This window comes from Tabrizicola sp., from assembly GCF_016793705.1.
Taxonomy (GTDB): domain Bacteria; phylum Pseudomonadota; class Alphaproteobacteria; order Rhodobacterales; family Rhodobacteraceae; genus Tabrizicola.
In genome coordinates this window covers 30,566-54,179 of sequence record NZ_JAEULO010000066.1, presented here as the reverse complement: position 1 = coordinate 54,179, position 23,614 = coordinate 30,566, and the positions used below count along the sequence as shown (strand labels likewise).

Sequence of the window (23,614 nt, the reverse complement as noted above, 5' to 3'; positions counted from 1 at the left end):
CGGTCGGTGCCAAGGTGACACTATGTGTCGGCACAAACCCACCTACTTTGCAACATCCCGAAAACCGGGCGGAGACCAGGACCATCAACGATTCGCGAGCCGACAAAATTTCCTTGAGCTTTCCTACATGACTCTGCTTGGATACGCACGGATATTGGGTAAGAAAATGGCCATTCCTGGGGCAAAACCGGCCCTAGCCTGCTGATTTCCATACTTTGTTTCCAGCCCGGCACCAGTACTCTGGAAGCCGTCGCCATGCCGGGGAAGTTTGCTTATTAGAGGGGGGACAAGTCCCCCTGAGTCCGGGGAATTGCTTAAAGGTGAGTAGATGACGCGCAGCAGGTCCCGCAAGTTGTTGTCCCGCATCCTGTGGCTGGACCCGGGTGCCGCAGACGACGACCCGCCCGGGGCCGAGCTGACCCCCGCGCCGCCACCTGTCGCCCTTCCTGCAGCCGAACCGTTCCCCCAGCCAGCCCCGCCCAAGCCCGCCGTCAGCACCCGCAGCCGGTCGCGCTATATGTTCGATGCGCCCGCCTCGGCCCGGACCGCCGACATCTACACCGAGCATTTCGGTCTGACCGCGCGGCCTTTCGCGCTGACGCCCGACCCCGATTTCCTGTTCTGGCCGCAGTCGCACCAGCGCGCCTACACGATGCTGGAATACGGCGTGCACGCCCATGCCCCGATCACGCTGATCACCGGCGAAGTCGGCGCGGGCAAGACGACGCTGCTTCTGCACCTCGTCCGCTCGCTTGGCCCGGAGGTCCGTGTCGGCCTGATCTCGAACCCCCACGGCTCGCGTGCCGAGCTGTTGCGTTGGGTCCTGCACGCACTGGAGCAGCCCGCCGAGATCGACGAAAGCTATGTTGATCTCTTCTCGCGCTTCCAGAGCTTCCTGCTGTCGGAATACGCGGCGGGCCGGAATGTCGTGCTCATCTTCGACGAGGCGCAGAACCTCAGTGCCGAGGCTCTTGAGGAGCTGCGGATGTTCATCAACATCAACTCCGGCAAGGACGAGGTGCTGCAACTCGTGCTGATCGGCCAGCCTGAACTGCGCGATCTGGTGTCCCGGCCGGGGATGCGGCAATTCGCGCAGCGCGTGGCGGCCAGCTATCATCTTGCGGCGATGGACCTGAAGACGGTGCGCGGCTACATTCCACATCGGCTGAAGGTGGCCGGCTGCGACCGGCGAATCTTCAGCGCGACGGCGGTGAACCTGATACATGAGGTGAGCGGGGGTGTTCCCCGCCTGGTCAATCAGCTATGCGACCTTTCGCTGGTCTACGCCTTCACCAGGGGAAAGCAGGTCGTCACCCAGGCGACTGTCCAGCAAGTCCTTGATGACGGTGTATTCTTTTCCGCGAATGCCACAAGCCCGGCGAATGAGACTGTCGAATGACTTTTGATCCGCGATTCTATCTCTCCCTGATCCTGCGGCGGCTGCCGATCATCATCGCCATCGTCTTCACGGCGACCATGGCCGGCATCCTCTATGCGCTGTCCATGTCTCCGGTCTACCGGGCCGAGGCACGCCTGCTGATCGAAAGCCCGCAGATTCCCGACAACCTGGCCGCCTCGACCGTGGTGTCCACCGCCGACGAGATCCTGCTGGCGATCCAGCAACGGATCATGACGCGCGAGAACCTGCTGAGCATCGCCACTGCGCACAATCTGTTCGAGGGCATGACCCAGGAAACCGAGGAACAGAAGCTGGCCCAGATCGGCAACCGGGTGGCGATCTACATGCCGACCAACCAGGGCAACACCGGAGTGGTCATCGTGTCCTTCGCCGCGCCCGAGCCCGAGCTGTCGGCCAGCGTGACCAACGAGATCGCCCAGCAGGTCCTGGCCTGGAGCACGGAACTGCGCACCCAGGCTTCGGGCAATACCCTGGACTTCTTCGAGCAGGAGGTCCGTCGTCTGACCGCCGAGCTGGCGCAACAGAACGCAGAAATCCTGGAGTTCGAGCAGAAGAACCGCGATGCGCTGCCGGAAAGCCTGGAATACCGCCGCACGCGGCAGGCCTCGCAGCAGGAGCGGCTCTTGCAGGTCAACCGCGAACTGGCCGCATTGCGCGACCGGCGCGACCGCCTGACCGAGCTTTACGACCAGACCGGCCGGCTTGTCTCGTCGGGCGTGGACCGCACACCCGAGGAAATCCGCCTGGAAACCGCCCGGCAGGAGCTTGCCTCGGCCCTGGTGGTGATGTCGTCCACCAACCCGCGGGTGAAGGCGCTGCAACAGGAAGTCGCCGCGCTGGAAGAGGCGGTGAAGTCGCAGCTGGGCGCCAGCACCGGCGGAAAGCTGTCGGCCTTCGAGGTTCAGATGCTGGATATCGACGGGCAGATCACCTACCTCGCCGAGCAGAAGGCCGGGCTGGAGAAGGACCTCGAGGCGCTTGAAACCTCGATCGACGCAACGCCGGCGAACTCGATCCGGCTGGCGGAGCTGCAAAGCAACTACGAAACGTTGCGCGTGCAGTACGAGCAGGCGGTGGCCAGCCTGTCCGAGGCGCGGATGGGCGACCGGATCGAGGTCACCGACCGCGGCCAACGCATCACCGTGATCGAGGCGGCAGTGCCTCCTGCCTACCGCTCCGAGCCGAACCGCAAGCGCATCGCCATCGCCTCCTTCGGGGCCGGAGTGATCCTGTCGGGCGCGCTTCTGCTGTTGCTGGAAGTCCTGAACCAGACGGTCCGGCGCCCGTCGGAACTGGTCAAGGCGCTGGGGGCGCCGCCCTTCGGCACCATCGGCTATCTGGACGGCGCGCCTCCCCGGCACCGCTGGTCGGCCAACCGGCTGGCGACGCTGGCTGTCTTCCTGATCAACATCCCGATCATCCTTCTGGTTGTCCATATGTACATCGCCCCGATCGGCACGCTGATCGGCCTTGCGCCGAACCCGCCCGCGGCGGGTGACGCCCCCGCCCCTGTGAAGACCGAGTAGACCCAGATGGAACGGATCCAGTCAGCCCTCGCCAAGGCACGTTCGGCCCGCGACCGCAAACTTCAGACCGGGACCCCCGCCGCCGACAGCGGCCCCTGGCAGGAGCTTGCCGAGATTCGCCCGGACCAGATGCTGCTGGCACGCAACCGAATCGTGACGCGGAACCCGGGGAAGAACGCCGCCAGTTTTGACGTGATGCGCACCAATCTGCTGCGGGCCCTGCGCGCAAATTCCTGGACCCGGGTCGCCGTGACCTCGCCGACCCCGGGAAGCGGCAAGTCGACGGTCGCGCTGAATCTGGCCTTCAGCCTGGCTCGACTGACCGACAAGAGGGTGCTTCTGGTCGAACTTGACCTGCGGCGACCGTCGCTGTCGGGCATTCTGGGCCTGTCCGACGTGCCGCAGTTCGCCACGCGGCTGCGGGAGGGGCAACTCGACATGACCCAGGTCAGGCGCGTCGGGTCCAATCTGGCGCTCGCGCTCAGCGGGACTGGCGTGACAAGCCCGGCCGAGCTTTTGTCGGCCCCGCGCACCGCGGACCTGATTGATGCGCTCGAGGCGCGGCTGCGCCCGGATGTCATCCTGTTCGACATGTCGCCGATGCTGGTCAGCGACGACGCGCTTGCCTTCCTCGACCAGGTCGACTGCGCGCTGATGGTTGCTGCGGCCGAGGAAACGACCGTTGCCGAGATCGAGAAATGCGGCAAGGATCTCGCCATGCGGACCCAGGTGCTGGGCGTGGTGCTGAACAAGTGCCGTTACATGGAAGACGAGGAATCGCGCGCCTATTCTGACTGAGCCGCGCTTTCGGTGCTTCCGCATCACGCGCCGCCGCGAAGGCCTGGCCACCACCGGGACGAGCATCGCAGGACTTCGACTGTCCGGCAGGCATGAAAAAGCAAATGGCGCCCCGGAGGGCGCCATTCCTGCTGACCAAACTGGAGCGGGCGATGAGATTCGAACTCACGACCCTAACCTTGGCAAGGTTATGCTCTACCCCTGAGCTACGCCCGCACCGTCTGGACGAGAGGGGATTTATAAAGACCAGCGGGGGGCCGCAAGAGGGAAAGTGCAGTACGATGAAAATTTCTCGCACCAAGGCCCGGGCCGGGTCTGCTGCTCCTGCGGGTCGGTTTGCGCAGATGATGCAATCGCGGCGTCAAGCCTTGTTTAGGCAGTGTAAAATCGCTGTGAGGTTTGCGCAAACAGCGGCGGAATCATCTTGGATTCTAAAACGTTATTAATAGTTTGCGCGACGAAGGCAGTGACGCCTTCTCGCGCGGCTGCGCATGCTGCGTTGCCGCAAACTGGAGAAAGACCATGACCAAATTCGCCCTCGTTCTGGCCGCTTCGGCCCTGACCGCCACGGCCGTCTTCGCTCAGGAGGCTGCCGCCCCGGTCGTTGCCGACGCCGATGCGAACGGCAGCTTCTCGCTGGCCGAAGTGCAGGCCGTCTACACCGCCGTCACCGAAGAGGCCTTCAAGGCCGCCGACACCGACGCTTCGGGCGAACTGTCGGCTGAAGAACTCCAGGCCGCCGTCGACGCGGGCGCCTTCACCGCCGCCTGATCGGCAGCGCTGCCGGACCGGGCCGTCCTTCGGGGCGGCCCTTTTCATATCGCATGGCGCCGCCGATCGGTACATGCGTCGGGAACCGCGCCCGGTGCGGATCGTTGTCCCGGCATGAAGGCCGCGCCCGACGCGCCGCCATCGGACAGGAGAAAGACGATGAACCAGGACCAGATCGCGGGCAAATGGAAGCAGCTCAAGGGCGAGGCGAAAGTCATGTGGGGCAAGCTGACCGATGATGAGCTTGACCAGGCCGAGGGTCAGGCCGATAAGCTGGCCGGGCTGATCCAGGAACGCTACGGCAAGACCAAGGAAGAGGCGCAGACCGAAGTCCGCAAGTTCTTCGACCGGGTCTGACGACAGGCAGGGCGGGGACTGATCCCCGCCCGATGCCTTATTCCAGCTCGATCAGCAGGTCCTTGGCCTCGATCTGGCTGCCCGGATGGACATGAATCGCCTTGACCGTGGCCTCACGGTCGCAGTGCAGGCCCGTCTCCATCTTCATCGCCTCGATGTTCAAGAGCAGATCGCCGGCCCGCACCTTCTGACCCACCGTAACCGCAATGGACGCCACCGCCCCCGGCATCGGCGCGCCGATATGGGCGGGGTTGCCTTCTTGCGCTTTCGGCTTCGCTGCCGTCTTCGCCTTGATCGCCCGGTTCGGCACCCGGATCACCCGGGGCTGGCCGTTCAGTTCGAAGAAGACCCTTGCGTCGCCTTCCTCGGTCGTTTCGCCCACCGCCTGCAGCCGGATTTCAAGCGTCTTGCCGGGGTCGATCTCGACCGCGATCTCGTCGCCGGGCTGCATGCCGTAGAAGAAGGTCGGCGTCGGCAGGGTGCGGACCGGGCCGTATTGACGGTGGCGGCCCATGTAGTCGAGGAAGACCTTGGGATACATGAGATAACCGTTCAGGTCCTCGTCATCGACGGTGATCCCGTTCATCTCGGCCGAGACCTTCTTGCGCGTGGCCTCCAGGTCCACCGCAGGCATCGACTTGCCCGGCCGTTCGGTCAGCGGCTTCTCGCCCTTCAGCACCTTCTTCAGGATGCCTTCGGGCCAGCCGCCATGTGGTTGCCCCAGGTTGCCTTTCAGCATGTCTGCCACGCTTTCGGGGAAGGCGACGTCGACCTTGGGGTCCTCGACCTGCGCGCGGGTCAGCCCCTGCGCCACCATCATCAGCGCCATGTCGCCCACGACCTTTGAGGACGGCGTGACCTTCACGATGTCGCCGAACATCCGGTTCGCATCGGCATAGGCCTGTGCCACCTCGTGCCAGCGCTCTTCCAACCCCAGCGACCGCGCCTGCGCCTTGAGGTTGGTGAACTGCCCGCCTGGCATCTCGTGCAGGTAGACTTCCGAGGCCGGGGCCTGGAGGCCGCTTTCGAAGGCCGCGTACTGCTTGCGCACCGCTTCCCAGTAGTCCGAAATCTGCCGGATCGCCGCGATGTCCAGCCCGGTGTCCCGGTCGGTGTTCCGCAGCGCCTCGACGATGGACCCCAGACAGGGCTGCGAGGTCCCGCCCGAGAAGGCATCCATCGCCGCGTCCACCGCGTCCACCCCCGCATCGCAGGCTGCCAGCACCGTCGCCGCCGCAGCCCCGCTGGTGTCATGGGTGTGGAAGTGGACCGGCAGGCCGATCTCCTGCTTCAGCGCCTTGACCAGGACGCGGGCAGCGGCAGGCTTCAACAGCCCCGCCATGTCCTTCAAGCCCAGCACATGCGCGCCCGCCGATTTCAGCTCTTTCGCGCGGTCGAGGTAGTATTTCAGGTCATACTTCGACCGGGCGGGGTCCAGGAGGTCGCCGGTATAGCAGATCGTCCCCTCGCAGAGCTTGTTCGCCTCCAGCACGGCATCCATCGCGACGCGCATGTTTTCGACCCAGTTGAGGCTGTCGAAGACGCGGAACACATCGACCCCGGTCTTGGCGGCCTGCAACACGAAGGACCGCACAACGTTGTCGGGGTAGTTGGTGTAGCCGACGCCGTTCGAGGCGCGCAGCAGCATCTGCGTCATCAGGTTCGGCATCGCCGCCCGCAGGTCGCGCAACCGCTGCCAGGGGCATTCCTGCAGGAAGCGGTAGGCCACGTCGAAGGTGGCGCCGCCCCAGCACTCCACGCTGAACAGCTGCGGCAGGTTCGCCGCATAGGCGGGCGCGACCTTGATCATGTCGATCGACCGCATCCGGGTCGCGAGCAGCGACTGGTGGCCGTCGCGCATGGTGGTGTCGGTCAGAAGAACCTTGGTCTGTGCCTTCATCCAGTCGGCCACCGCCTGCGGACCCTTCTGTTCCAGCAGGTTGCGCGTGCCCATCGCAGGGTCCGCCTTGGGCAGCGGCGCTTTCGGCGGCTTTGCTTCCGCCGGAGGCTTGGCGCGCCCCGCCGTCTCGGGGTGGCCGTTCACGGTGATGTCGGCGATGTAAAGCAGGATCTTCGTCGCCCGGTCACGCCGCTTCTTGAAGGCGAACAGCTCGGGCGTCGTGTCGATGAACTTGGTGGTGTAGGTGTCGTCCAGGAAGGTCTTGTGCTTCAAGAGGTTGATCACGAACTCTATGTTCGTCGCCACCCCCCGGATGCGGAATTCGCGCAGCGCCCGGTCCATCCGGGCGATCGCCTTCTCCGGCGTCTGGGCATGGGCCGTCACCTTCACCAGCAGCGAGTCGTAGTACCGCGTGATGACCGAGCCCGCATAGGCCGTGCCGCCGTCGAGCCGGATGCCGTTGCCGGTGGCCGAACGATAGGCCGTCAGACGCCCGTAGTCGGGGATGAAGTTGTTCAGCGGGTCTTCCGTCGTCACCCGGCATTGCAGCGCATGGCCGTTCAGCTTCACGTCTGCCTGCGATGCCACTCCGGTCGCCTCGGGCAGCGATTTGCCCTCCTCGATCAGGATCTGCGCCTGGACGATGTCGATGCCGGTCACTTCCTCGGTGACGGTATGCTCGACCTGCACCCGGGGGTTCACTTCGATGAAGTAGAAATGCCCCGAGTCCATATCCATCAGGAACTCGACCGTTCCCGCGCATTCATAGGCCACATGGCCGCAGATGCGCTTGGCCATCTCGCAGACCTCCTCGCGCTGTTCCTGCGTGAGGTAGGGCGCTGGGGCGCGTTCGACGACCTTCTGGTTCCGCCGCTGGACGGTGCAGTCGCGTTCCCACAGGTGCCAGACATCGCCCTGCTTGTCGCCGAGGATCTGAACCTCGACGTGGCGGGCGCGGGTGATCATCTTTTCGAGATAGCCTTCGCCATTGCCGAAGGCCGCCTCCGCCTCGCGCCGGCCTTCGCGAACCTTGGCTTCCAGCTCCTCCTCCGACAGGATCGGCCGCATCCCCCGCCCGCCGCCGCCCCAGCTGGCCTTGAGCATCAGGGGATAGCCGACCTCCTTGGCCTGCTTCTTGATCAGCGCCATGTCATCGCCCAGCACTTCCGTTGCCGGGATGACCGGGACGCCTGCCTCCATCGCCACCCGCCGGGCGCTGGCCTTGTCGCCAAGCGCGCGCATTGTGTCGGCCTGCGGGCCGATGAAGGTGATCCCGGCCTGATCGCAGGCATCGACGAAATCCGGGTTCTCGGACAACAGGCCATAGCCCGGATGGATCGCATCCGCCCCCGCCATCCGTGCGACCCGGATGATCTCGGGGATGCTCAGGTAAGCGCCCACGGGGGACAGCCCCTCGCCGATCCGGTAGGCCTCGTCCGCCTTGAAGCGGTGCAGGCTCAGCTTGTCCTCCTCGGCATAGACCGCGACGGTCTTCTTGCCCATCTCGTTCGCCGCCCGCATGACGCGGATCGCGATCTCGCCGCGGTTGGCGACCAGAATCTTCTTGAACTCGGGCATCGGCGGCTCTCCCCAGGCAGCAGGACGGGTGCACATTAGGGGTGCTGCGCTGCAGCGCAAGAGACTTTGACGGCGATTTCCAACTGAATTGCGACATGGACGGATGTCGCAACCGATGCTGCACAGGGAAGCAACGGCCTGCAAGAACAATGAAGGAACGCTGGCCCTTTCCCCCCGCGCCGATCCCGCTATACTGCCGGGCATGACCGGATGGGACGAAGACCAGGCTTTTGAGGCCGCCGTCGTTCCGCTGTCGCAGCGCGCGATGGCGGCGCGGGCGCAGCCATCGGGACGCGAGGATTATCTCGACGGCCTGAACCCCGCGCAGCTGGACGCCGTCCGTGCGCTGGATGGTCCGGTCCTGATGCTCGCTGGGGCGGGGACGGGCAAGACCAAGGCCCTGACCGCCCGGATCGTCCATCTCCTGCACCAGCGCCGCGCCCGCCCGAACGAAATCCTGGCCGTAACCTTCACCAACAAGGCCGCGCGCGAGATGAAGGAGCGGGTCTACCGGATGCTGGGCGAAGTGGCCGAGGGGATGCCCTGGATGGGCACCTTCCACTCGCTCTCGGTGAAGATCCTGCGGCGGCATGCCGAACTGGTGGGGCTGAAGCCGAACTTCACCATCCTCGACACCGATGATCAGATCAGGCTTCTCAAGCAACTGGTGCTGGCGGCGAACATCGACGAAAAGCGCTGGCCCGCTCGCCTGCTCGCCAGCCTGATCGATGGCTGGAAGAACCGCGCCTGGACGCCGGAGAAGGTGCCGTCCTCCGAGGCGTCAGCCTACAACAACCGGGGAACCGAGCTTTATGCGGCCTATCAGGACCGGTTGAAGACCCTGAACGCGGTGGATTTCGGCGACCTGCTGCTGCATTGCGTCACCATCTTCCAGACCCGCCCCGACGTGCTTCAACAATACCAGCGCTGGTTCCGCTACATCCTCGTCGACGAATATCAGGACACCAACGTCGCCCAATACCTCTGGCTGCGGCTGCTGGCGCAGGCGCACCGGAACATCTGCTGTGTCGGCGATGATGACCAGTCGATCTACGGCTGGCGCGGGGCCGAGGTCGGCAACATCCTGCGCTTCGAGAAGGACTTCCCCGGCGCGCAGGTCATCCGGCTGGAACAGAACTACCGCTCCACCGGCCATATCCTTGCGGCGGCAAGCGGCATCATCGCCAAGAACGCTGGCCGCCTCGGCAAGACGCTGTGGACCGCCGGAGAGCTTGGCGAGAAGGTCCGCCTGATCGGCCACTGGGACGGCGAGGAAGAGGCCCGCTGGATCGGCGAGGAGATCGAGGCGATCCAGCGCGGCACCCGCGGCATGGAGCCAGTGGACCTGAACCACCAGGCGATCCTCGTCCGTGCCTCCCACCAGATGCGGGCCTTCGAGGACCGTTTCCTCACCATCGGCCTGCCTTACCGTGTGATCGGCGGCCCGCGCTTCTACGAACGCCAGGAAATCCGCGATGCGATGGCCTATTTCCGGCTGGCGGTCAGCCCCGACGACGACCTCGCCTTCGAGCGTGTGGTGAACCTCCCGAAACGCGGCCTCGGCGACACCGCGCAGTCGAAGATCAACGTGCTGGCGCGCGGGGCAGGGGTGTCCTTGCTGGACGGCGCGCGCGAGGCGCTGGCGAAGGGGGTGATCCCCGGCAAGGGGGCCTCGCAGCTGCGGGCCTTTGTCGATGGGATGGACCGCTGGCATGTGGCGACGCTGCACCCGGAGTACGACCACATCCGCCTGGCCGAAACGATCCTCGATGAGTCCGGCTACACGGAAATGTGGCAGACCGACAAGACGCCGGAGGCTCCGGGGCGGCTCGACAACCTCAAGGAACTGATCAAGGCGCTGGAGCAGTTCGACAACCTGCAAGGCTTCCTGGAACACGTCTCGCTCATCATGGACAACGAGACCGAGGGGGCGGAGGAGAAGGTCACGATCATGACCCTTCACGCCGCCAAGGGGCTGGAGTTTCCGGTGGTCTTCCTGCCGGGCTGGGAGGACGGGCTGTTCCCCAGCCAGCGCAGCATGGATGAGAGCGGGCTGAAGGGACTGGAGGAGGAGCGGCGGCTGGCCTATGTCGGGATCACCCGGTCCGAGGAGCTATGCACGATCAGCTTCGCCTCGAACCGGCGGGTCTATGGCCAATGGCAGAGCCAGCTTCCCTCCCGCTTCATCGACGAACTCCCGCAGGATCATGTCGAGGTCCTCACCGCCCCCGGCCTCTACGGCGGCGGCTACGGGGCGGCGGCTCCGGTGGGGTTCGGGTCGAGCCTGGAGGACCGGGTCTCGAAGGCCGACGTCTACAATTCCCCCGGCTGGCGGCGGTTGCAGGAGAACCAGTCGCACCTGCCCATCCGGCAGCCGCAGGAGGCGCGGCATGTGGTGATCGATATGGACGCGGCCTCGCCCTATGTGATCGGGGACCGGGTGTTCCACCAGAAGTTCGGCTATGGCGAGATCATGGGGATCGAGGGCGACAAGCTGGACGTGGAGTTCGACCATGCCGGGTCGAAGAAGGTGGTGGCCCGCTGGGTGATCCCGGCGGATCAGGTGGATGACGTGCCGTTCTGAGGCGCGACGTGTCCACGGTGGACATTTTCGGATTATACCGTATAAACAGTAGCTTGGTCGTGAGTGCTTACGGTTTCTTAACTTCTGTCCGCAGGGCCGCGAGGCGGCAGGGGAACGGGCCTGTCTTGCGTGCACTCTGCGACTTCGTGCAAGGTCGCGCAAATCCGGGGGAGGGGCGGAATGACGGCGGAAACCACCGAGATCGCGGCACTGGCCGATCTGCTGGAAGCGCGCGCCGCCACCGGAGGACGGGTCATCGCGGCGTTGGCGGGCGCTCCCGGATCGGGGAAATCCACCCTTGCCGACAAGCTGGCGGGCAAGCTGAACGGTCGGCAGGTGGGGTTGGCGGCGGTGTTGCCGATGGACGGGTATCATTATGATGACCTGCATCTGGTGCCTGCCGGGCTGCGGCCCCGGAAGGGCGCGCCGATGACCTTCGACGTGGGCGGGCTTTACCACACGCTCCTCCGCCTGCGGGCGCGGGAGGAGGCGGAGGTCGCCGTTCCGGTCTTCGACCGCAAGATCGAGATCGCCCGGGCGGGAGCGCGGCTGATCCCGAAAGAGGTGCCGGTGATCCTGGTCGAGGGGAACTGGCTCTTGCTCAACCAGTCGCCCTGGGACAGGCTGCGCCCGATGTTCGACCTGACGGTGATGGTCGAGGTCCCCGAACACGCCCTGCGCGCCCGGTTGCGGGGGCGGTGGGAAAGGCTGGGGCTGACGGAAGCCGAAATCATCGAGAAGCTCGAGGAAAACGACCTGCCGAACGGGCGCTGGGTGCGCGACGGGTCGATCGCGGCGGACCATGTGATCCGCAACGGATAGGCGTTACGGCGCGACAAATTCCCCGCTGAGAAGACTTGCATTCGCGCTGGCCTTGCAAAGGGTTTGGCGCTAGTCTGACCAGCGAAGACCCGGGGAATACACTCGGGCTTCCAAAGGCAGAGCAGGCGTAACAGGCGGTTTTCCATGACTGAAATGGTCTATGGCTCCAATCCCGTTCGGGTGTCCGAGCCGGTCATCCCACGCTGGTGGCGCACGATCGACAAGTGGACGCTGACCAGCGTCTTCATCCTGTTCGGGGTCGGGCTGTTGCTGGGTCTGGCGGCCTCGGTGCCGCTCGCGACGCGAAACGGGCTGGAGCCGTTCTACTATGTGCAGCGCCAGGCCTTCTTCGGTGGGGTGGCGCTGGTGGTGATGCTGGGCATCTCGATGATGCCGCCCGACATGGTGCGGCGGTTGGGGGTGATGGGCTTCGCGGTGTCGATGCTGGCACTGATGCTGCTGCCTTTGTTCGGGACGGATTTCGGCAAGGGCGCGGTGCGCTGGTTTTCCTTCGGGTTCGCCTCGGTCCAGCCGTCCGAGTTCCTGAAGCCGGGCTTCGTGATCGTGGTGGCCTGGCTGATCGCGGCGAGCCAGGACCTGAACGGCCCGCCGGGCAAGCTTCTGTCCTTCGCGCTGACGCTGGTCGTGGTCGGTTTCCTGGCGATGCAGCCGGACTTCGGCCAGTCGGCGCTGGTGCTGTTCGCCTGGGGGGTGGTCTATTTCGTCGGCGGGGCGCCGATGCTGCTGATTGCGGTGGTGGGTGGTCTGGTCGCGGGCGGCGGGCTGTTGTTCTATGAAAGCTCGGAGCATTTCGCGCGGCGGATCGACGGGTTCCTGTCGCCGGATGTCGACCCGCGGACGCAGCTTGGCTATGCCGCGAACGCGATCCAGGAGGGCGGGTTCTTCGGCGTGGGCGTGGGCGAGGGGCAGGTGAAATGGTCGCTGCCGGATGCGCATACCGACTTCATCATCGCGGTGGCGGCTGAAGAATATGGCCTGCTGCTGGTGCTGGGCATCCTCGCGCTTTACTGCGTGATCGTGGTGCGGTCGCTGTGGCGGCTGCTGCCCGAGCGCGACCCGTTCGCGCGGCTGGCGGGGGCGGGTATGGCCTGTATCTTCGGGGTGCAGGCGATGATCAACATGGGCGTGGCGGTGCGGCTGCTGCCTGCCAAGGGGATGACGCTGCCCTTCGTGTCCTACGGCGGGTCGTCGGTCATTGCCGCGGGGATCACGCTGGGGATGCTCTTGGCGCTGACGCGGGAACGGCCGCGCGGGCAGATGAGCGACGTCTTCCGGCGGGGTCGCTGATGGCGAAGCTTCTCCTGATCGCGGCGGGGGGCACGGGCGGGCATATGTTCCCGGCGCAGGCCCTGGCCGAGGCGATGCTGGCGCGTGGCTGGCGGGTGAAGCTGTCCACCGATGATCGTGGCGCGCGCTATGCCGGCGGGTTCCCGGCCGAAGTGACGGTGGAGAAGGTGGCGAGCGCCACGTTTGCGCGGGGCGGGGCAGCGGCAAAGCTTCTGGTGCCGTTCCGGATCATCGGCGGGGTCTTTGGCGCGATCTGGTCGCAGCTGCGCGACAAGCCGGCGGTGGTGGTGGGGTTTGGCGGCTATCCCTCGATCCCGGCGCTGTCGGCGGCCTGGGTCTTGCGGCGGCCGCGGATGATCCATGAGCAGAACGGGGTGCTGGGCCGGGTGAATCAGGTCTTTTCCCGGCGGGTCGACAAGGTGGCCTGCGGGACATGGCCGACGGCGCTGCCCGTGGGCGTGACCGGGGAGCCGGTGGGCAATCCGGTGCGGCAGGCGGTGCTGGACCGGGCCGCGGCGCCTTATATCCCGCCGGGGGACTATCCGATGGCGCTTGTGGTGATCGGGGGATCGCAGGGTGCGCGCATCCTGTCCGATGTGGTGCCCGCGGCGGTGGCGCTGTTGCCGGAAGCCTTGCGGGCGAACCTGCGCGTCGCGCATCAGGCGCGGGACGAGGACGGGGCGCGGGCGGCGGCTGCCTACGAGGCGGCGGGGGTCAGGGCCGAGATCGCGCCGTTCTTCACCGACATTCCCCGGCGGTTGTCGGAGGCGCAGCTGGTGATCAGCCGGTCGGGCGCGTCCTCGGTGGCGGACATCAGCGTGATCGGGCGCCCGGCGGTGCTGATCCCCTATGCGGCAGCGACCGGGGATCACCAGACGGCGAATGCGAAGGGGCTTTCTGACGCAGCGGCGGCGGTGATTGTGCCGGAGAGCGCGCTTGACGCGGGCTCGCTTGCGGGCCACATCGCCGCGATCCTGAGCGATCCGCACCGGGCCGAGACGATGGCGAGGGCGGCGTTGGGCGAGGGCAAGCCGGACGCGACGGCGCGGCTGGTGGCATTGGTTGAAGAGTTGGCCGGAGACGCAAAATGAACGCAGCGACGAAGCTTCCGCTGGAGCTGGGGCCGATCCATTTCGTCGGCATCGGGGGCATCGGGATGTCGGGCATCGCCGAGGTGCTGATGACGCTGGGCTATCCGGTGCAGGGCTCGGACGCGAAGGCGTCGAAGATCACCGACCGGCTGGTGAAGCTGGGCGCCACCTTCTTCGAGGGGCAGCGGGCCGAGAACATCGGCGACGGCGTGTCGGTGGTGGTGATCTCCAGCGCGATCAAGAAGGGCAACCCGGAACTGGAAGAGGCGCGGCGCCGGAAACTGCCGGTGGTGCGCCGGGCCGAGATGCTGGCGGAACTCATGCGACTGCGGTCGAACATCGCGATTGCCGGGACGCATGGCAAGACGACGACGACGACGATGGTGGCGACGCTTCTGGACAAGGGCGGGTTCGATCCGACGGTGATCAACGGCGGGGTGATCCACGCCTATGGGTCCAACGCTCGCGCGGGGGCGGGGGAGTGGATGGTGGTGGAGGCGGATGAGTCGGACGGGTCGTTCAACCGGCTGCCCGCGACCATCGCCATCGTGACCAACATCGACCCCGAGCATATGGAGCATTGGGGGACCTTCGACGCGCTGCGGAAGGGGTTCCTGGATTTCGTGTCGAACGTGCCGTTCTACGGGCTGGCGGTGTGCTGCACGGATCATCCCGAGGTGCAGGCCTTGGTCGGGCGGGTGACGGACCGGCGGGTTGTCACTTTCGGCTTCAACGCGCAGGCGGATGTGCGGGCGGTGAACCTGAGTTACGAGAACGGGGTGGCGCATTTCGACGTGGCGCTGCAGGGCGAGGGTGGAGTGATCGAAGGCTGCACCCTGCCGATGCCGGGGGATCACAACGTCAGCAACGCGCTGTCGGCGGTTGCGGTCGCGCGGCATCTGGGGATGAAGAAGGACGAGATCCGCGAGGCGCTGGCCGGATTCGCCGGCGTCAACCGGCGGTTCACCCGGGTGGGCGAGGTGGGGGGCGTCACGATCATCGACGACTACGGCCATCACCCGGTGGAGATCGCCGCCGTGCTGAAGGCGGCGCGGCAGGCGACCAAGGGGCGGATCATCGCGGTGCATCAGCCGCATCGGTATACTCGTCTCAGCCATCTGTTCGAGGAATTCTGCACCTGCTTCAACGAGGCGGATGTGGTGGCGATCGCCGAGGTCTACGCGGCGGGCGAGGACCCGATCCCGGGTGCGAGCCGCGATGATCTGGTGGCTGGGCTGATCGCCCATGGGCACCGCCATGCGCGGGCCTTGCAGGACGAATCCGAGCTGGTGCGGCTGGTGAAGGAACAGGCGCGGTCGGGGGACATGGTGGTCTGCCTGGGCGCGGGGACGATTTCTGCCTGGGCCAATGCGCTGCCTGCGAAGCTGGTGGGGCAGGCGGTATGAGGGGAGACAAGACTTTTCGAAAAGTCTTGCAAATTCCTTCGAAGGAATTTGGTCCCCTGAACCGAACGGTTCGCGCCGTATGAGCACACCGCTGATCCTCGGCTGCCTTTGGGTGCTGGCGGCCGCCGCCACCGCGATGCTGCCGATGCGGTGGCAGATGGTGCCGGGACTGATGCTTCTGGTCGCGGCCCCGGTGCTGTTGGCCTGGATCGGCACGGCCCATGGCTGGCTCTGGCTGGCCATCGGGCTGTTCGCCTTCCTGTCAATGTTCCGCAATCCGCTGCTTTACTTCCTGCGCCGGGCAACGGGCCGTCCGGCCCGGTCGCCGAAGGAGCTGGAGAAGTGATGCTGCCCCTGGCCCTGTGTCTGGTCTGGCTGATCGCGGCGAATGTGATCGGGATGTTCCCTTCACGCGACCTGCATTGGCGGGCGGCCTATGTGATGATCGCCATCGGCGTGCCGCTCCTGGGCTGGGCGACGTGGGAGAGCGGTCCGGTGGTTGGCCTTGTGCTGCTGGCGGCGGGGGCGTCGATCCTGCGCTGGCCGGTGGTCTTCTTCTGGCGCTGGCTGCGCCGTCAGGTGGGCTAGGGCGATGCCGGGTCTGGTCTGGGTGATCGGAGGGGGGACCATCGTCTTCGCCGGGGTTATCGCCCATGCCATGACGCGGCGCTACGGCTGGGGCGCGGCGCTCGCGCTCCCGGTGCTTGCGCTGGTCCTGATGATCGCGATGCAGTGGCAACGACGAGGGCTGTCTGTCGCCGAAGGGGTGCAGATGGCCAAGGCGACCCTGGTCTTTGCGGCCCCGATCCTGCTGGGTGTGGCGATCGGGATCACGACCGCACGGCTGCGGCGCCGCTGAGGGCTTGCGTGGGGCGCGAAACCGCCGCAGAAACCTGGCCATGACCAAACTTCCCGAGACGCGCGGTGTGCTGACGCCGGATCGCCCGCTGGCCGACCTGACCTGGCTGCGGGTGGGTGGCCCGGCGGACTGGCTTTACCAGCCGGCGGACGAGGCCGATCTGGCGGATTTCCTGGCGGCACTGGACCCTGCGGTCGCGGTGTTCCCGATGGGCGTGGGGTCGAACCTGATCGTGCGGGATGGCGGGTTGCGGGCGGTGGTGATCCGGTTGGGGCGAGGGTTCAATCGGATTGAGGTTCAGGGCGACCGGATTATCGCGGGGGCGGCGGCGCTGGATGCGCATGTGGCGAAACGGGCGGCGGAGGCGGGGCTGGACCTGACCTTCCTGCGCACCATTCCCGGCAGCATCGGCGGGGCCGTGCGGATGAATGCCGGGTGCTACGGGTCCTATGTGGCCGATGTGCTGGAGGAGGTTCGGATCGTCACCCGTGACGGGAGGATCGAGACGCTGCCTGCCAGCGCGCTGCACCTGCGCTACCGGCAGAGCGAATTGCCTGCGGGGGCGGTGATCGTGCAGGCTGTGTTCCGGGCGGGAACGGGCGACCCGGCGGCTTTGGAGGCGCGGATGGCGGAGCAGATCGCCAAGCGCGATGCCAGCCAGCCGACGAAGGAGCGCAGCGCGGGGTCGACCTTCCGCAATCCGGCGGGGTTTTCGTCTACCGGGAAGGCGGATGACAGCCATGAATTGAAAGCCTGGAAGGTGATCGACGACGCCGGAATGCGCGGGGCGCGGGTCGGCGGGGCGCAGATGTCCACCATGCATTCCAACTTCCTGATCAATGCCGGAGGAGCGACAGCCGCCGATCTGGAAAATCTGGGCGAGGAGGTCAGGAAAAAGGTTTACCAATCAAGCGGTATCACGCTAGAGTGGGAAATCATGCGGGTCGGAGAATATCCGCGCGAATAACAAGTCACGGGTCGGCAACAGACCCGGATGAGGCAGTGTATGGCGGGCGCATCGAGCAGGATGGCCCCCAAAGTGGCGGTTCTGATGGGTGGGCTTTCCGCTGAGCGGGAGGTTTCCCTCGTCTCCGGGCGCGCATGCGCCAAAGCCCTTGGGGAGGCCGGGTATGGGGTGATCGAGGTCGATTGCGGCCCCGATCTGCCTGCGCGGCTGGCCGAATTGCGCCCCGACGTCTGTTTCAACGCCTTGCATGGCCGCTGGGGCGAGGATGGCTGCGTCCAGGGCCTGCTGGAATGGCTTGGCATCCCCTATACGCATTCCGGCGTGCTGGCCTCGGCCCTGGCGATGGACAAGGTGAAGACCAAGGAGGTCTACCGCGCGGCCGGGCTGCCGGTGGTGGAAAGCGTGCTGGCGACGCGGGAAGAGGTAGAGGCGGGGCATGTGCTGCCGGCTCCTTACGTGGTGAAGCCTTACAACGAGGGGTCCTCGGTCGGGGTCTATATCGTGCGCGAGGGGGCGAATGCGCCACGGCTGGCGGCGTCGATGCCTGCGGTGGTGATGGTCGAGACCTATGCTCCGGGGCGCGAGCTTTCGGTATCGGTGATGGGCGACCGCGCGCTGGCGGTGACGGATATCATCACCGACGGCTGGTATGACTATGACGCGAAATACAAGCCGGGGGGCAGCCGGCATGAACTGCCCGCGAACATGCCCGCAGAGGTGACGGCGGCCTGTCTGGACTATGCGTCGCGTGCCCATCTGGCGCTGGGCTGCCGGGGGCTTTCGCGCACCGACATGCGCTGGGACGACAGCCGGGGCGTGGACGGGATCATCCTGCTGGAGACCAACACCCAGCCCGGGATGACGCCCACGTCTCTGGCGCCCGAACAGGCTGCGCTTCGCGGCCATTCCTTCCCGGCGTTGTGCGACTGGCTGGTGAGGGATGCGTCATGCAATCGCTGAGCGCCCGCCGTCCTGCTGCGCGTATGCGCCGCGACCCGGCACCGTCGAAATGGGACTACCGGCTGCAACGCTGGATGCTGACGCCCTACGTGCGCGGCTTCGTGGTGAAGGGCATCCCGACGCTGGTGATCCTGGGGGCCGCCGCGCTGTGGTTCAGCCACGAGCCGAACCGGCAGGCGGTGATCGGGCAGCTGACGCATCTGCGCGAGGAGTTCGAGGCGCGACCCGAATTCCGGGTGTCGCTGGCGCGGGTCGAGGGCGCGTCGGATGATCTGGCCGCGGCGGTCAGGGCGAAACTGGCGCTGCCCTTGCCGATGTCGTCCTTCGATATCGACCTGGATGCTGCGCGGGCACGGATCGAGGCGCTGGATGCGGTGAAGAAGGCCGACCTCCGGGTGCGGTCGGGCGGCATCCTGCAGGTGGTGATCACCGAGCGGGTGCCGGTCGCGGTCTGGCGCACCGAGGACGGGCTGACGCTGGTCGACGAGACCGGCCACCGCGTCGCGGGGCTTTTGTCACGGGCCGACCGGGCCGACCTGCCGCTGATCGCGGGCGAGGGGGCGGATGCCGCCACGCCGGAAGCGCTGGACCTGATCGCCGCCGCCGGGCCACTGACCCCGCGCATCCGGGGGCTGGTGCGCGTCGGCGACCGGCGCTGGGACCTGGTGCTCGACCGCGACCAGCGCGTGCTCTTGCCCGCGACCAACCCGGTGCAGGCGCTGGAGCGCCTCTTGGCGCTGGACCATGCCCAGGACCTGATGAACCGCGACATCCTGACCGTCGACCTGCGGTCGGACCACCGCCCCACCCTTCGCCTGACCCCCCATGCCCTTGCCGATATCCGTCGCGCGCAAGGCCTAGACACCGTGGAGAACGAACTGTGACCGATCTCTATACTTCCCAGCGTGCCATGCGGAACATGCGTCGGGCTGCCATGCAGCGCGGCGTGATCGCCATTCTGGACGTAGGCACAAGCAAGATCGCCTGTCTGATCCTGCGCTTCGACGGGCCGGACCGGCTGCGCGAACAGGATGGGGTCGGGCCGATGGCCGGGCAAAGCCAGTTCCGGGTGATCGGGGCGGCGACGACGCGGTCCCGGGGGGTGCGTTTCGGCGAGATCGCGGTGATGAACGAGACGGAACGCGCGATCCGCACGGCGGTGCAGGCGGCGCAGAAGATGGCGAATGTGCGGGTCGACCATGTGATCGCCTGCTTCTCGGGGGCGGAGCCGCGCAGCTATGGGCTGGCGGGGGAACTGGACCTGCAGGACAGCGTGGTGACGGAGCAGGACGTGTCCCGTGTGCTGGCGGCCTGCGACGTGCCCGACCTCGGGCATGGCCGCGAGGTGCTGCACGCCCAGCCGGTGAACTTTGCGCTGGATCACCGTTCCGGCCTTGGCGATCCGCGCGGGCAGATCGGGCACCGGCTGGCGGTGGACATGCATCTTCTGTCGGTCGAGGGCGACGTGGTGCAGAACCTCTTGTACTGCATCAAGCGCTGCGACCTGGAATTGGCGGGGATTGCCTCCTCGGCCTATGTCTCGGCGATTTCCAGCCTCGTCGAGGACGAGCAGGAACTGGGCGCGGCCTGCATCGACATGGGCGGCGGGGCGACCGGTATCTCGATCTTCATGAAGAAGCACATGATCTATTCGGATTCGGTGCGGATGGGCGGGGACCATGTGACCTCTGACATTTCCAAGGGACTGCAGATCCCGCTGGCGGTGGCCGAGCGGATCAAGACGCGGCACGGCGGGCTTTACGCCACCGGCATGGACGACCGCGAGATGATCGACATCGGCGGCGACTCGGGCGACTGGGAGAAGGACCGCCGCCAGATCAGCCGGACGGAACTGATCGGCATCATGCGCCCGCGCGTCGAGGAGATTCTGGAGGAGGTTCGGGCCACGCTGGATGCGGCGGGGTTCGACACGCTGCCGAGCCAGCAGATCGTGCTGACCGGCGGCGCCAGCCAGATCCCCGGCCTCGACGGCATCGCGACGCGGGTGCTGGGCCAGCGGGTGCGGCTGGGGCGGCCGCTGCGGGTGCAGGGCCTGCCGCAGGCGGCGACCGGGGCGGCCTTTGCCAGCGCGGTGGGCCTTTGCCTCTTCGCCGCGCATCCGCAGGACGAATGGTGGGACTTCGAGATTCCGGCGGAACGCTACCCGGCACGCTCGCTGCGGCGGGCCGTCAAATGGTTCAAGGATAACTGGTGAACACTATATCCACGCGAGCAGGGCGAAATACCGCTGATTTCGGGGGTTTGACCCCCAGATTTCGTGGCTGCGCAATAGTTTTTGCGTGACCTTTGCAATGCATGTGGATAGAATCGGGGATAAGTCGGCCTTCCGCAGGGGAATTCACGCGAGAAAGGCCCGATAAAACAGGCGGCGGACAACGGACAGGCAAACCCATGGCACTCAATCTGACGATGACTTCGGAGCGTGAAGAGCTGAAGCCGCGCATCACCGTGTTCGGTGTGGGCGGTGCGGGCGGCAACGCGGTGAACAACATGATCGACAAGATGCTGGAAGGCGTCGAGTTCGTCGTGGCCAACACCGATGCGCAGGCCTTGCAGCAAAGCCGGGCAGGCGCGCGCATCCAGATGGGTGTGAAGGCGACGGAAGGTCTTGGGGCAGGGGCCAGGCCGACGGTGGGGGCCGCTGCGGCGGAAGAGACGATCGAAGAAATCGTCGACCACCTGGCCGGAGCGCATATGTGCTTTATCACCGCGGGCATGGGCGGCGGCACCGGCACGGGTGCGGCGCCGATCATCGCGCAGGCCGCGCGCGAGCTGGGCGTGCTGACCGTGGGCGTCGTGACCAAGCCCTTCCAGTTCGAGGGCGCCAAGCGGATGCGTCAGGCGGAAGAGGGAATCGAGTCGCTTCAGAAAGTTGTCGACACGCTGATCATCATCCCGAACCAGAACCTGTTCCGGCTGGCGAACGAGCGCACGACATTTACCGAAGCCTTCGCGATGGCCGACGACGTGCTGTATCAGGGCGTAAAGGGCGTGACCGACCTGATGGTGCGGCCCGGCCTGATCAACCTCGACTTCGCCGACGTCCGCGCCGTGATGGACGAGATGGGCAAGGCGATGATGGGCACGGGCGAGGCCACCGGCGAGGATCGCGCGGTGCAGGCGGCGGAGAAGGCGATTGCCAACCCGCTTCTGGACGAGATCAGCCTGAACGGCGCCAAGGGCGTCTTGATCAACATCACCGGCGGCCATGACCTGACGCTGTTCGAACTGGACGAAGCCGCGAACATCATCCGCGAGAAGGTGGACCCGGAGGCCAACATCATCGTCGGCTCGACGCTGGACACGGCGATGGAAGGCCGCATCCGCGTGTCGGTCGTGGCGACCGGCATCGACGCCTCCGCCGCGAACAAGGCGGAGCCGCCGGTTGCGCGCCGGTCGATGGGCGCGCCGCTGACGCTGGCGCCCGCGCCGCAGCACGAGGCCCCGCGCGCCGCTGCACCGGTCTATGCCCCCGCGCCCGAGCCGGTGATGGAAGACCGCGTCGCCTTCGAGGAAGAGGTCGACGAGGTTGCCGATGCGGCGTTCGATGCTGCGGCGTCGCGCGCCGACATGGAGGCCGACGACCTTTCCATCGCCGACGACCTGCCGCCCCCGGCCTATCGTCCGCAGGCCCCGGCCCAGCCGACGCTGGTGCGGTCGACCCCGGCGGCCATCGAGGCCGATGCCTCGGTCTTCGTTGCGCCGAAGCCGCGCGTGGCAGGCCAACCCTCGCCCGAGGCGCTGGCCCGGCTGCAGGCCGCGGTGAGCCGTCCGGGCAATGCGCCGGCGAAGTTCAACCGTCCGGCCCCGGTGGCTGCCCCGGTCCCGGCGGCCGCCCCGGCCTCGGCTGCGGCGAAACCGCGCTTCGGCATCGGCTCGCTGATCAACCGGATGGCCGGTCATCTGGAGGCCGCGCAAGCCGCGCCCGCTGCGCGCAACCAGCCGCCGGTCACCGCCTATGACGACGATCACGACATGGGTTCGGATCAGGACCGGATCGAGATCCCTGCCTTCCTGCGCCGCCAGGCCAACTGAAAAGAACGCGGCATCAACCTTTCGGAAAGGCTCGGGCGACCGGGCCTTTTCTTTTTGGATCAATGGATTGCGGCTGTTTCAATCCTGTCACATACCGTCACAAAGAGTGAGTTGAGCTTGCGCCCTTCAAGGAATAATTAACCTTTCAATCGGAACGGGCGTCGAACCCGCTTCCCATGAGGTTGAGCGAGAACGTGCAGAACACCCTGAAATCCCCAGCCGTCTTTACCGGTGTCGGCCTGCATGGCGGCGAATCCGTCCGCATGGTCGTGCGCCCGGCCGGAGCGGATCACGGGGTCTGGTTCCGCCGTACCGACGTGGTCGACCGCGATCCGATGGTCGCGGCGCGCTGGGATGCGGTGACGCCTTCGAAGCTTTGCACGGTGATCGAGAATGCCGATGGCGTCTCGATCTCCACCATCGAGCATATCATGGCGGCGCTGGCCGGATTTGCGATTCACAACGCGCTGGTCGAGATCGACGGGCCGGAAGTGCCGATCCTTGATGGGTCCTCGGTGCCGTTCATTGAAGGCTTCCTGGCGGCGGGGATCGAGGAACAGGACCTGCCGGTCCGTGCCGTCCGCGTGCTGAAGCCGGTCGAGGTGCGCGAGGGAGAGGCGATGGCCCGGCTGGAACCGGCCAACATGCTGGAGATCGACTTCCGCATCGACTTTGCCGACGAGGCCATCGGGGTGCAGGCGCGGCGGCTGAACATGGCCAACGGCGCCTTCGTGCGCGAGCTGTCGGACAGCCGCACCTTCTGCCGCCAGTCTGACGTGGATGCGATGCGCGCCCGCGGGCTTGCGCTTGGCGGCACGCTGGAGAACGCGGTGGTCTTCGACGGCGACCAGGTGCTGTCGCCGGGCGGCCTGCGCCATGCCGACGAGCCGGTGCGGCACAAGATGCTGGACGCGGTGGGCGACCTTGCCTTGGCGGGCGGGCCGATCCTGGGCCGTTACACCGGCGAACGCGCGGGTCATGCCCTGACGAACCGCCTGCTGCGCGCGCTGTTTGCCGACCCCTCGGCCTATGCGATCGTCGATTGCGGGCCACGGACCTTGGGCAAGCTTCCGGGCGTGGGCGTCCATGCGGGCGATTTGCCGGCGCGCAACTGACCTCTGCCGACTGTCGAAAAGTCACGAAAGGCGTTTTGCGCCCCGGATTTTTCTGTGCTAGGACGAGCCGAAGGTGCGAGCCGAGAACAGGGCGAA

The 23,614-nt window shown here is 66.4% G+C and carries 20 protein-coding genes and 1 tRNA gene; 19 read left to right on the top strand and 2 right to left on the bottom strand.

The window, feature by feature from the left end:
• The first annotated feature begins 328 nt into the window (after positions 1 to 328).
• Genes JNJ68_RS16745 through JNJ68_RS16735 form a run of 3 tightly spaced genes read left to right on the top strand, consistent with a single transcriptional unit; the run spans position 329 to position 3,744 of the window.
• Positions 329 to 1,399 carry an AAA family ATPase gene (locus JNJ68_RS16745; RefSeq protein WP_294984044.1) on the top strand — a complete coding sequence of 357 codons (1,071 nt, stop codon included), beginning with the start codon at positions 329 to 331 and terminating at the stop codon, positions 1,397 to 1,399.
• A complete protein-coding gene (locus tag JNJ68_RS16740; protein WP_294984043.1) occupies positions 1,396 to 2,946 on the top strand; it encodes a lipopolysaccharide biosynthesis protein in 1,551 nt (516 codons plus the stop codon). The genes JNJ68_RS16745 and JNJ68_RS16740 overlap by 4 nt, the downstream gene beginning before the upstream one ends.
• A gap of 6 nt (positions 2,947 to 2,952) precedes the next feature.
• Positions 2,953 to 3,744 (top strand): CpsD/CapB family tyrosine-protein kinase, encoded by a 792-nt coding sequence (locus JNJ68_RS16735; RefSeq protein ID WP_294984040.1) that lies wholly within the window; start codon positions 2,953 to 2,955, stop codon positions 3,742 to 3,744.
• A 141-nt stretch (positions 3,745 to 3,885) separates the two neighbouring features.
• Here the strand turns inward: JNJ68_RS16735 and JNJ68_RS16730 are convergent.
• Positions 3,886 to 3,960, bottom strand: a tRNA-Gly gene (locus JNJ68_RS16730).
• A gap of 306 nt (positions 3,961 to 4,266) precedes the next feature.
• Here JNJ68_RS16730 and JNJ68_RS16725 point away from each other — a divergent pair.
• On the top strand, positions 4,267 to 4,515 hold the full coding sequence (locus JNJ68_RS16725; protein ID WP_294984037.1) for an EF-hand domain-containing protein: 249 nt from the start codon (positions 4,267 to 4,269) through the stop codon (positions 4,513 to 4,515).
• Positions 4,516 to 4,674: 159 nt separating this feature from the next.
• Positions 4,675 to 4,872, top strand: coding sequence for a CsbD family protein (locus JNJ68_RS16720; RefSeq protein WP_294984034.1), 198 nt, complete (start codon positions 4,675 to 4,677; stop codon positions 4,870 to 4,872).
• A 37-nt stretch (positions 4,873 to 4,909) separates the two neighbouring features.
• Here JNJ68_RS16720 and JNJ68_RS16715 read toward each other — a convergent pair whose 3' ends face one another.
• Complete coding sequence (locus JNJ68_RS16715) at positions 4,910 to 8,350, bottom strand: pyruvate carboxylase (protein ID WP_294984032.1); 3,441 nt, start codon at positions 8,348 to 8,350, stop codon at positions 4,910 to 4,912.
• A 202-nt stretch (positions 8,351 to 8,552) separates the two neighbouring features.
• On the opposite strand from JNJ68_RS16715, the gene JNJ68_RS16710 reads away from it, so the two are divergent.
• The 14 genes from JNJ68_RS16710 to lpxC all read left to right on the top strand — a co-directional run bounded on the left by JNJ68_RS16710 (position 8,553) and on the right by lpxC (position 23,518).
• Positions 8,553 to 10,934: a UvrD-helicase domain-containing protein gene (locus JNJ68_RS16710; RefSeq protein WP_294984030.1), complete on the top strand. Its 2,382-nt coding sequence runs from the start codon at positions 8,553 to 8,555 to the stop codon at positions 10,932 to 10,934.
• Between the two features lie 180 nt (positions 10,935 to 11,114).
• Positions 11,115 to 11,756 (top strand): nucleoside/nucleotide kinase family protein, encoded by a 642-nt coding sequence (locus tag JNJ68_RS16705; protein ID WP_294984027.1) that lies wholly within the window; start codon positions 11,115 to 11,117, stop codon positions 11,754 to 11,756.
• A gap of 144 nt (positions 11,757 to 11,900) precedes the next feature.
• Positions 11,901 to 13,064: a putative peptidoglycan glycosyltransferase FtsW gene (locus JNJ68_RS16700; protein ID WP_294984026.1), complete on the top strand. Its 1,164-nt coding sequence runs from the start codon at positions 11,901 to 11,903 to the stop codon at positions 13,062 to 13,064.
• Positions 13,061 to 14,155: a UDP-N-acetylglucosamine--N-acetylmuramyl-(pentapeptide) pyrophosphoryl-undecaprenol N-acetylglucosamine transferase gene (locus JNJ68_RS16695; protein WP_294984240.1), complete on the top strand. Its 1,095-nt coding sequence runs from the start codon at positions 13,061 to 13,063 to the stop codon at positions 14,153 to 14,155. Before JNJ68_RS16700 ends, JNJ68_RS16695 begins: the two co-directional genes overlap by 4 nt.
• Positions 14,152 to 15,561, top strand: coding sequence for a UDP-N-acetylmuramate--L-alanine ligase (gene murC / locus JNJ68_RS16690; protein WP_294984023.1), 1,410 nt, complete (start codon positions 14,152 to 14,154; stop codon positions 15,559 to 15,561). Before JNJ68_RS16695 ends, murC begins: the two co-directional genes overlap by 4 nt.
• Positions 15,562 to 15,640: 79 nt before the next feature.
• Entirely contained in the window at positions 15,641 to 15,907 is a 267-nt protein-coding gene (locus JNJ68_RS16685) for a DUF2484 family protein (RefSeq protein WP_294984021.1), read from the top strand.
• Positions 15,907 to 16,149, top strand: a complete 243-nt coding sequence (locus JNJ68_RS16680) for a DUF2484 family protein (protein ID WP_294984018.1) — start codon at positions 15,907 to 15,909, stop codon at positions 16,147 to 16,149. The genes JNJ68_RS16685 and JNJ68_RS16680 overlap by 1 nt, the downstream gene beginning before the upstream one ends.
• Before the next feature lie 4 nt (positions 16,150 to 16,153).
• A complete protein-coding gene (locus JNJ68_RS16675; protein ID WP_294984016.1) occupies positions 16,154 to 16,420 on the top strand; it encodes a hypothetical protein in 267 nt (88 codons plus the stop codon).
• 40 nt (positions 16,421 to 16,460) lie between these two features.
• Positions 16,461 to 17,387 carry a UDP-N-acetylmuramate dehydrogenase gene (gene murB, locus JNJ68_RS16670; protein ID WP_294984013.1) on the top strand — a complete coding sequence of 309 codons (927 nt, stop codon included), beginning with the start codon at positions 16,461 to 16,463 and terminating at the stop codon, positions 17,385 to 17,387.
• 39 nt (positions 17,388 to 17,426) lie between these two features.
• Positions 17,427 to 18,347: a D-alanine--D-alanine ligase gene (locus JNJ68_RS16665; RefSeq protein WP_294984011.1), complete on the top strand. Its 921-nt coding sequence runs from the start codon at positions 17,427 to 17,429 to the stop codon at positions 18,345 to 18,347.
• Positions 18,348 to 18,370: 23 nt separating this feature from the next.
• A complete protein-coding gene (locus tag JNJ68_RS16660; protein WP_294984008.1) occupies positions 18,371 to 19,231 on the top strand; it encodes a cell division protein FtsQ/DivIB in 861 nt (286 codons plus the stop codon).
• Positions 19,228 to 20,562, top strand: coding sequence for a cell division protein FtsA (gene ftsA, locus JNJ68_RS16655; RefSeq protein ID WP_294984005.1), 1,335 nt, complete (start codon positions 19,228 to 19,230; stop codon positions 20,560 to 20,562). The genes JNJ68_RS16660 and ftsA overlap by 4 nt, the downstream gene beginning before the upstream one ends.
• Before the next feature lie 197 nt (positions 20,563 to 20,759).
• Complete coding sequence (gene ftsZ / locus JNJ68_RS16650) at positions 20,760 to 22,403, top strand: cell division protein FtsZ (RefSeq protein WP_294984003.1); 1,644 nt, start codon at positions 20,760 to 20,762, stop codon at positions 22,401 to 22,403.
• Positions 22,404 to 22,597: 194 nt separating this feature from the next.
• Entirely contained in the window at positions 22,598 to 23,518 is a 921-nt protein-coding gene (lpxC, locus tag JNJ68_RS16645; protein ID WP_294984237.1) for a UDP-3-O-acyl-N-acetylglucosamine deacetylase, read from the top strand.
• Positions 23,519 to 23,614: the final 96 nt, after the last annotated feature.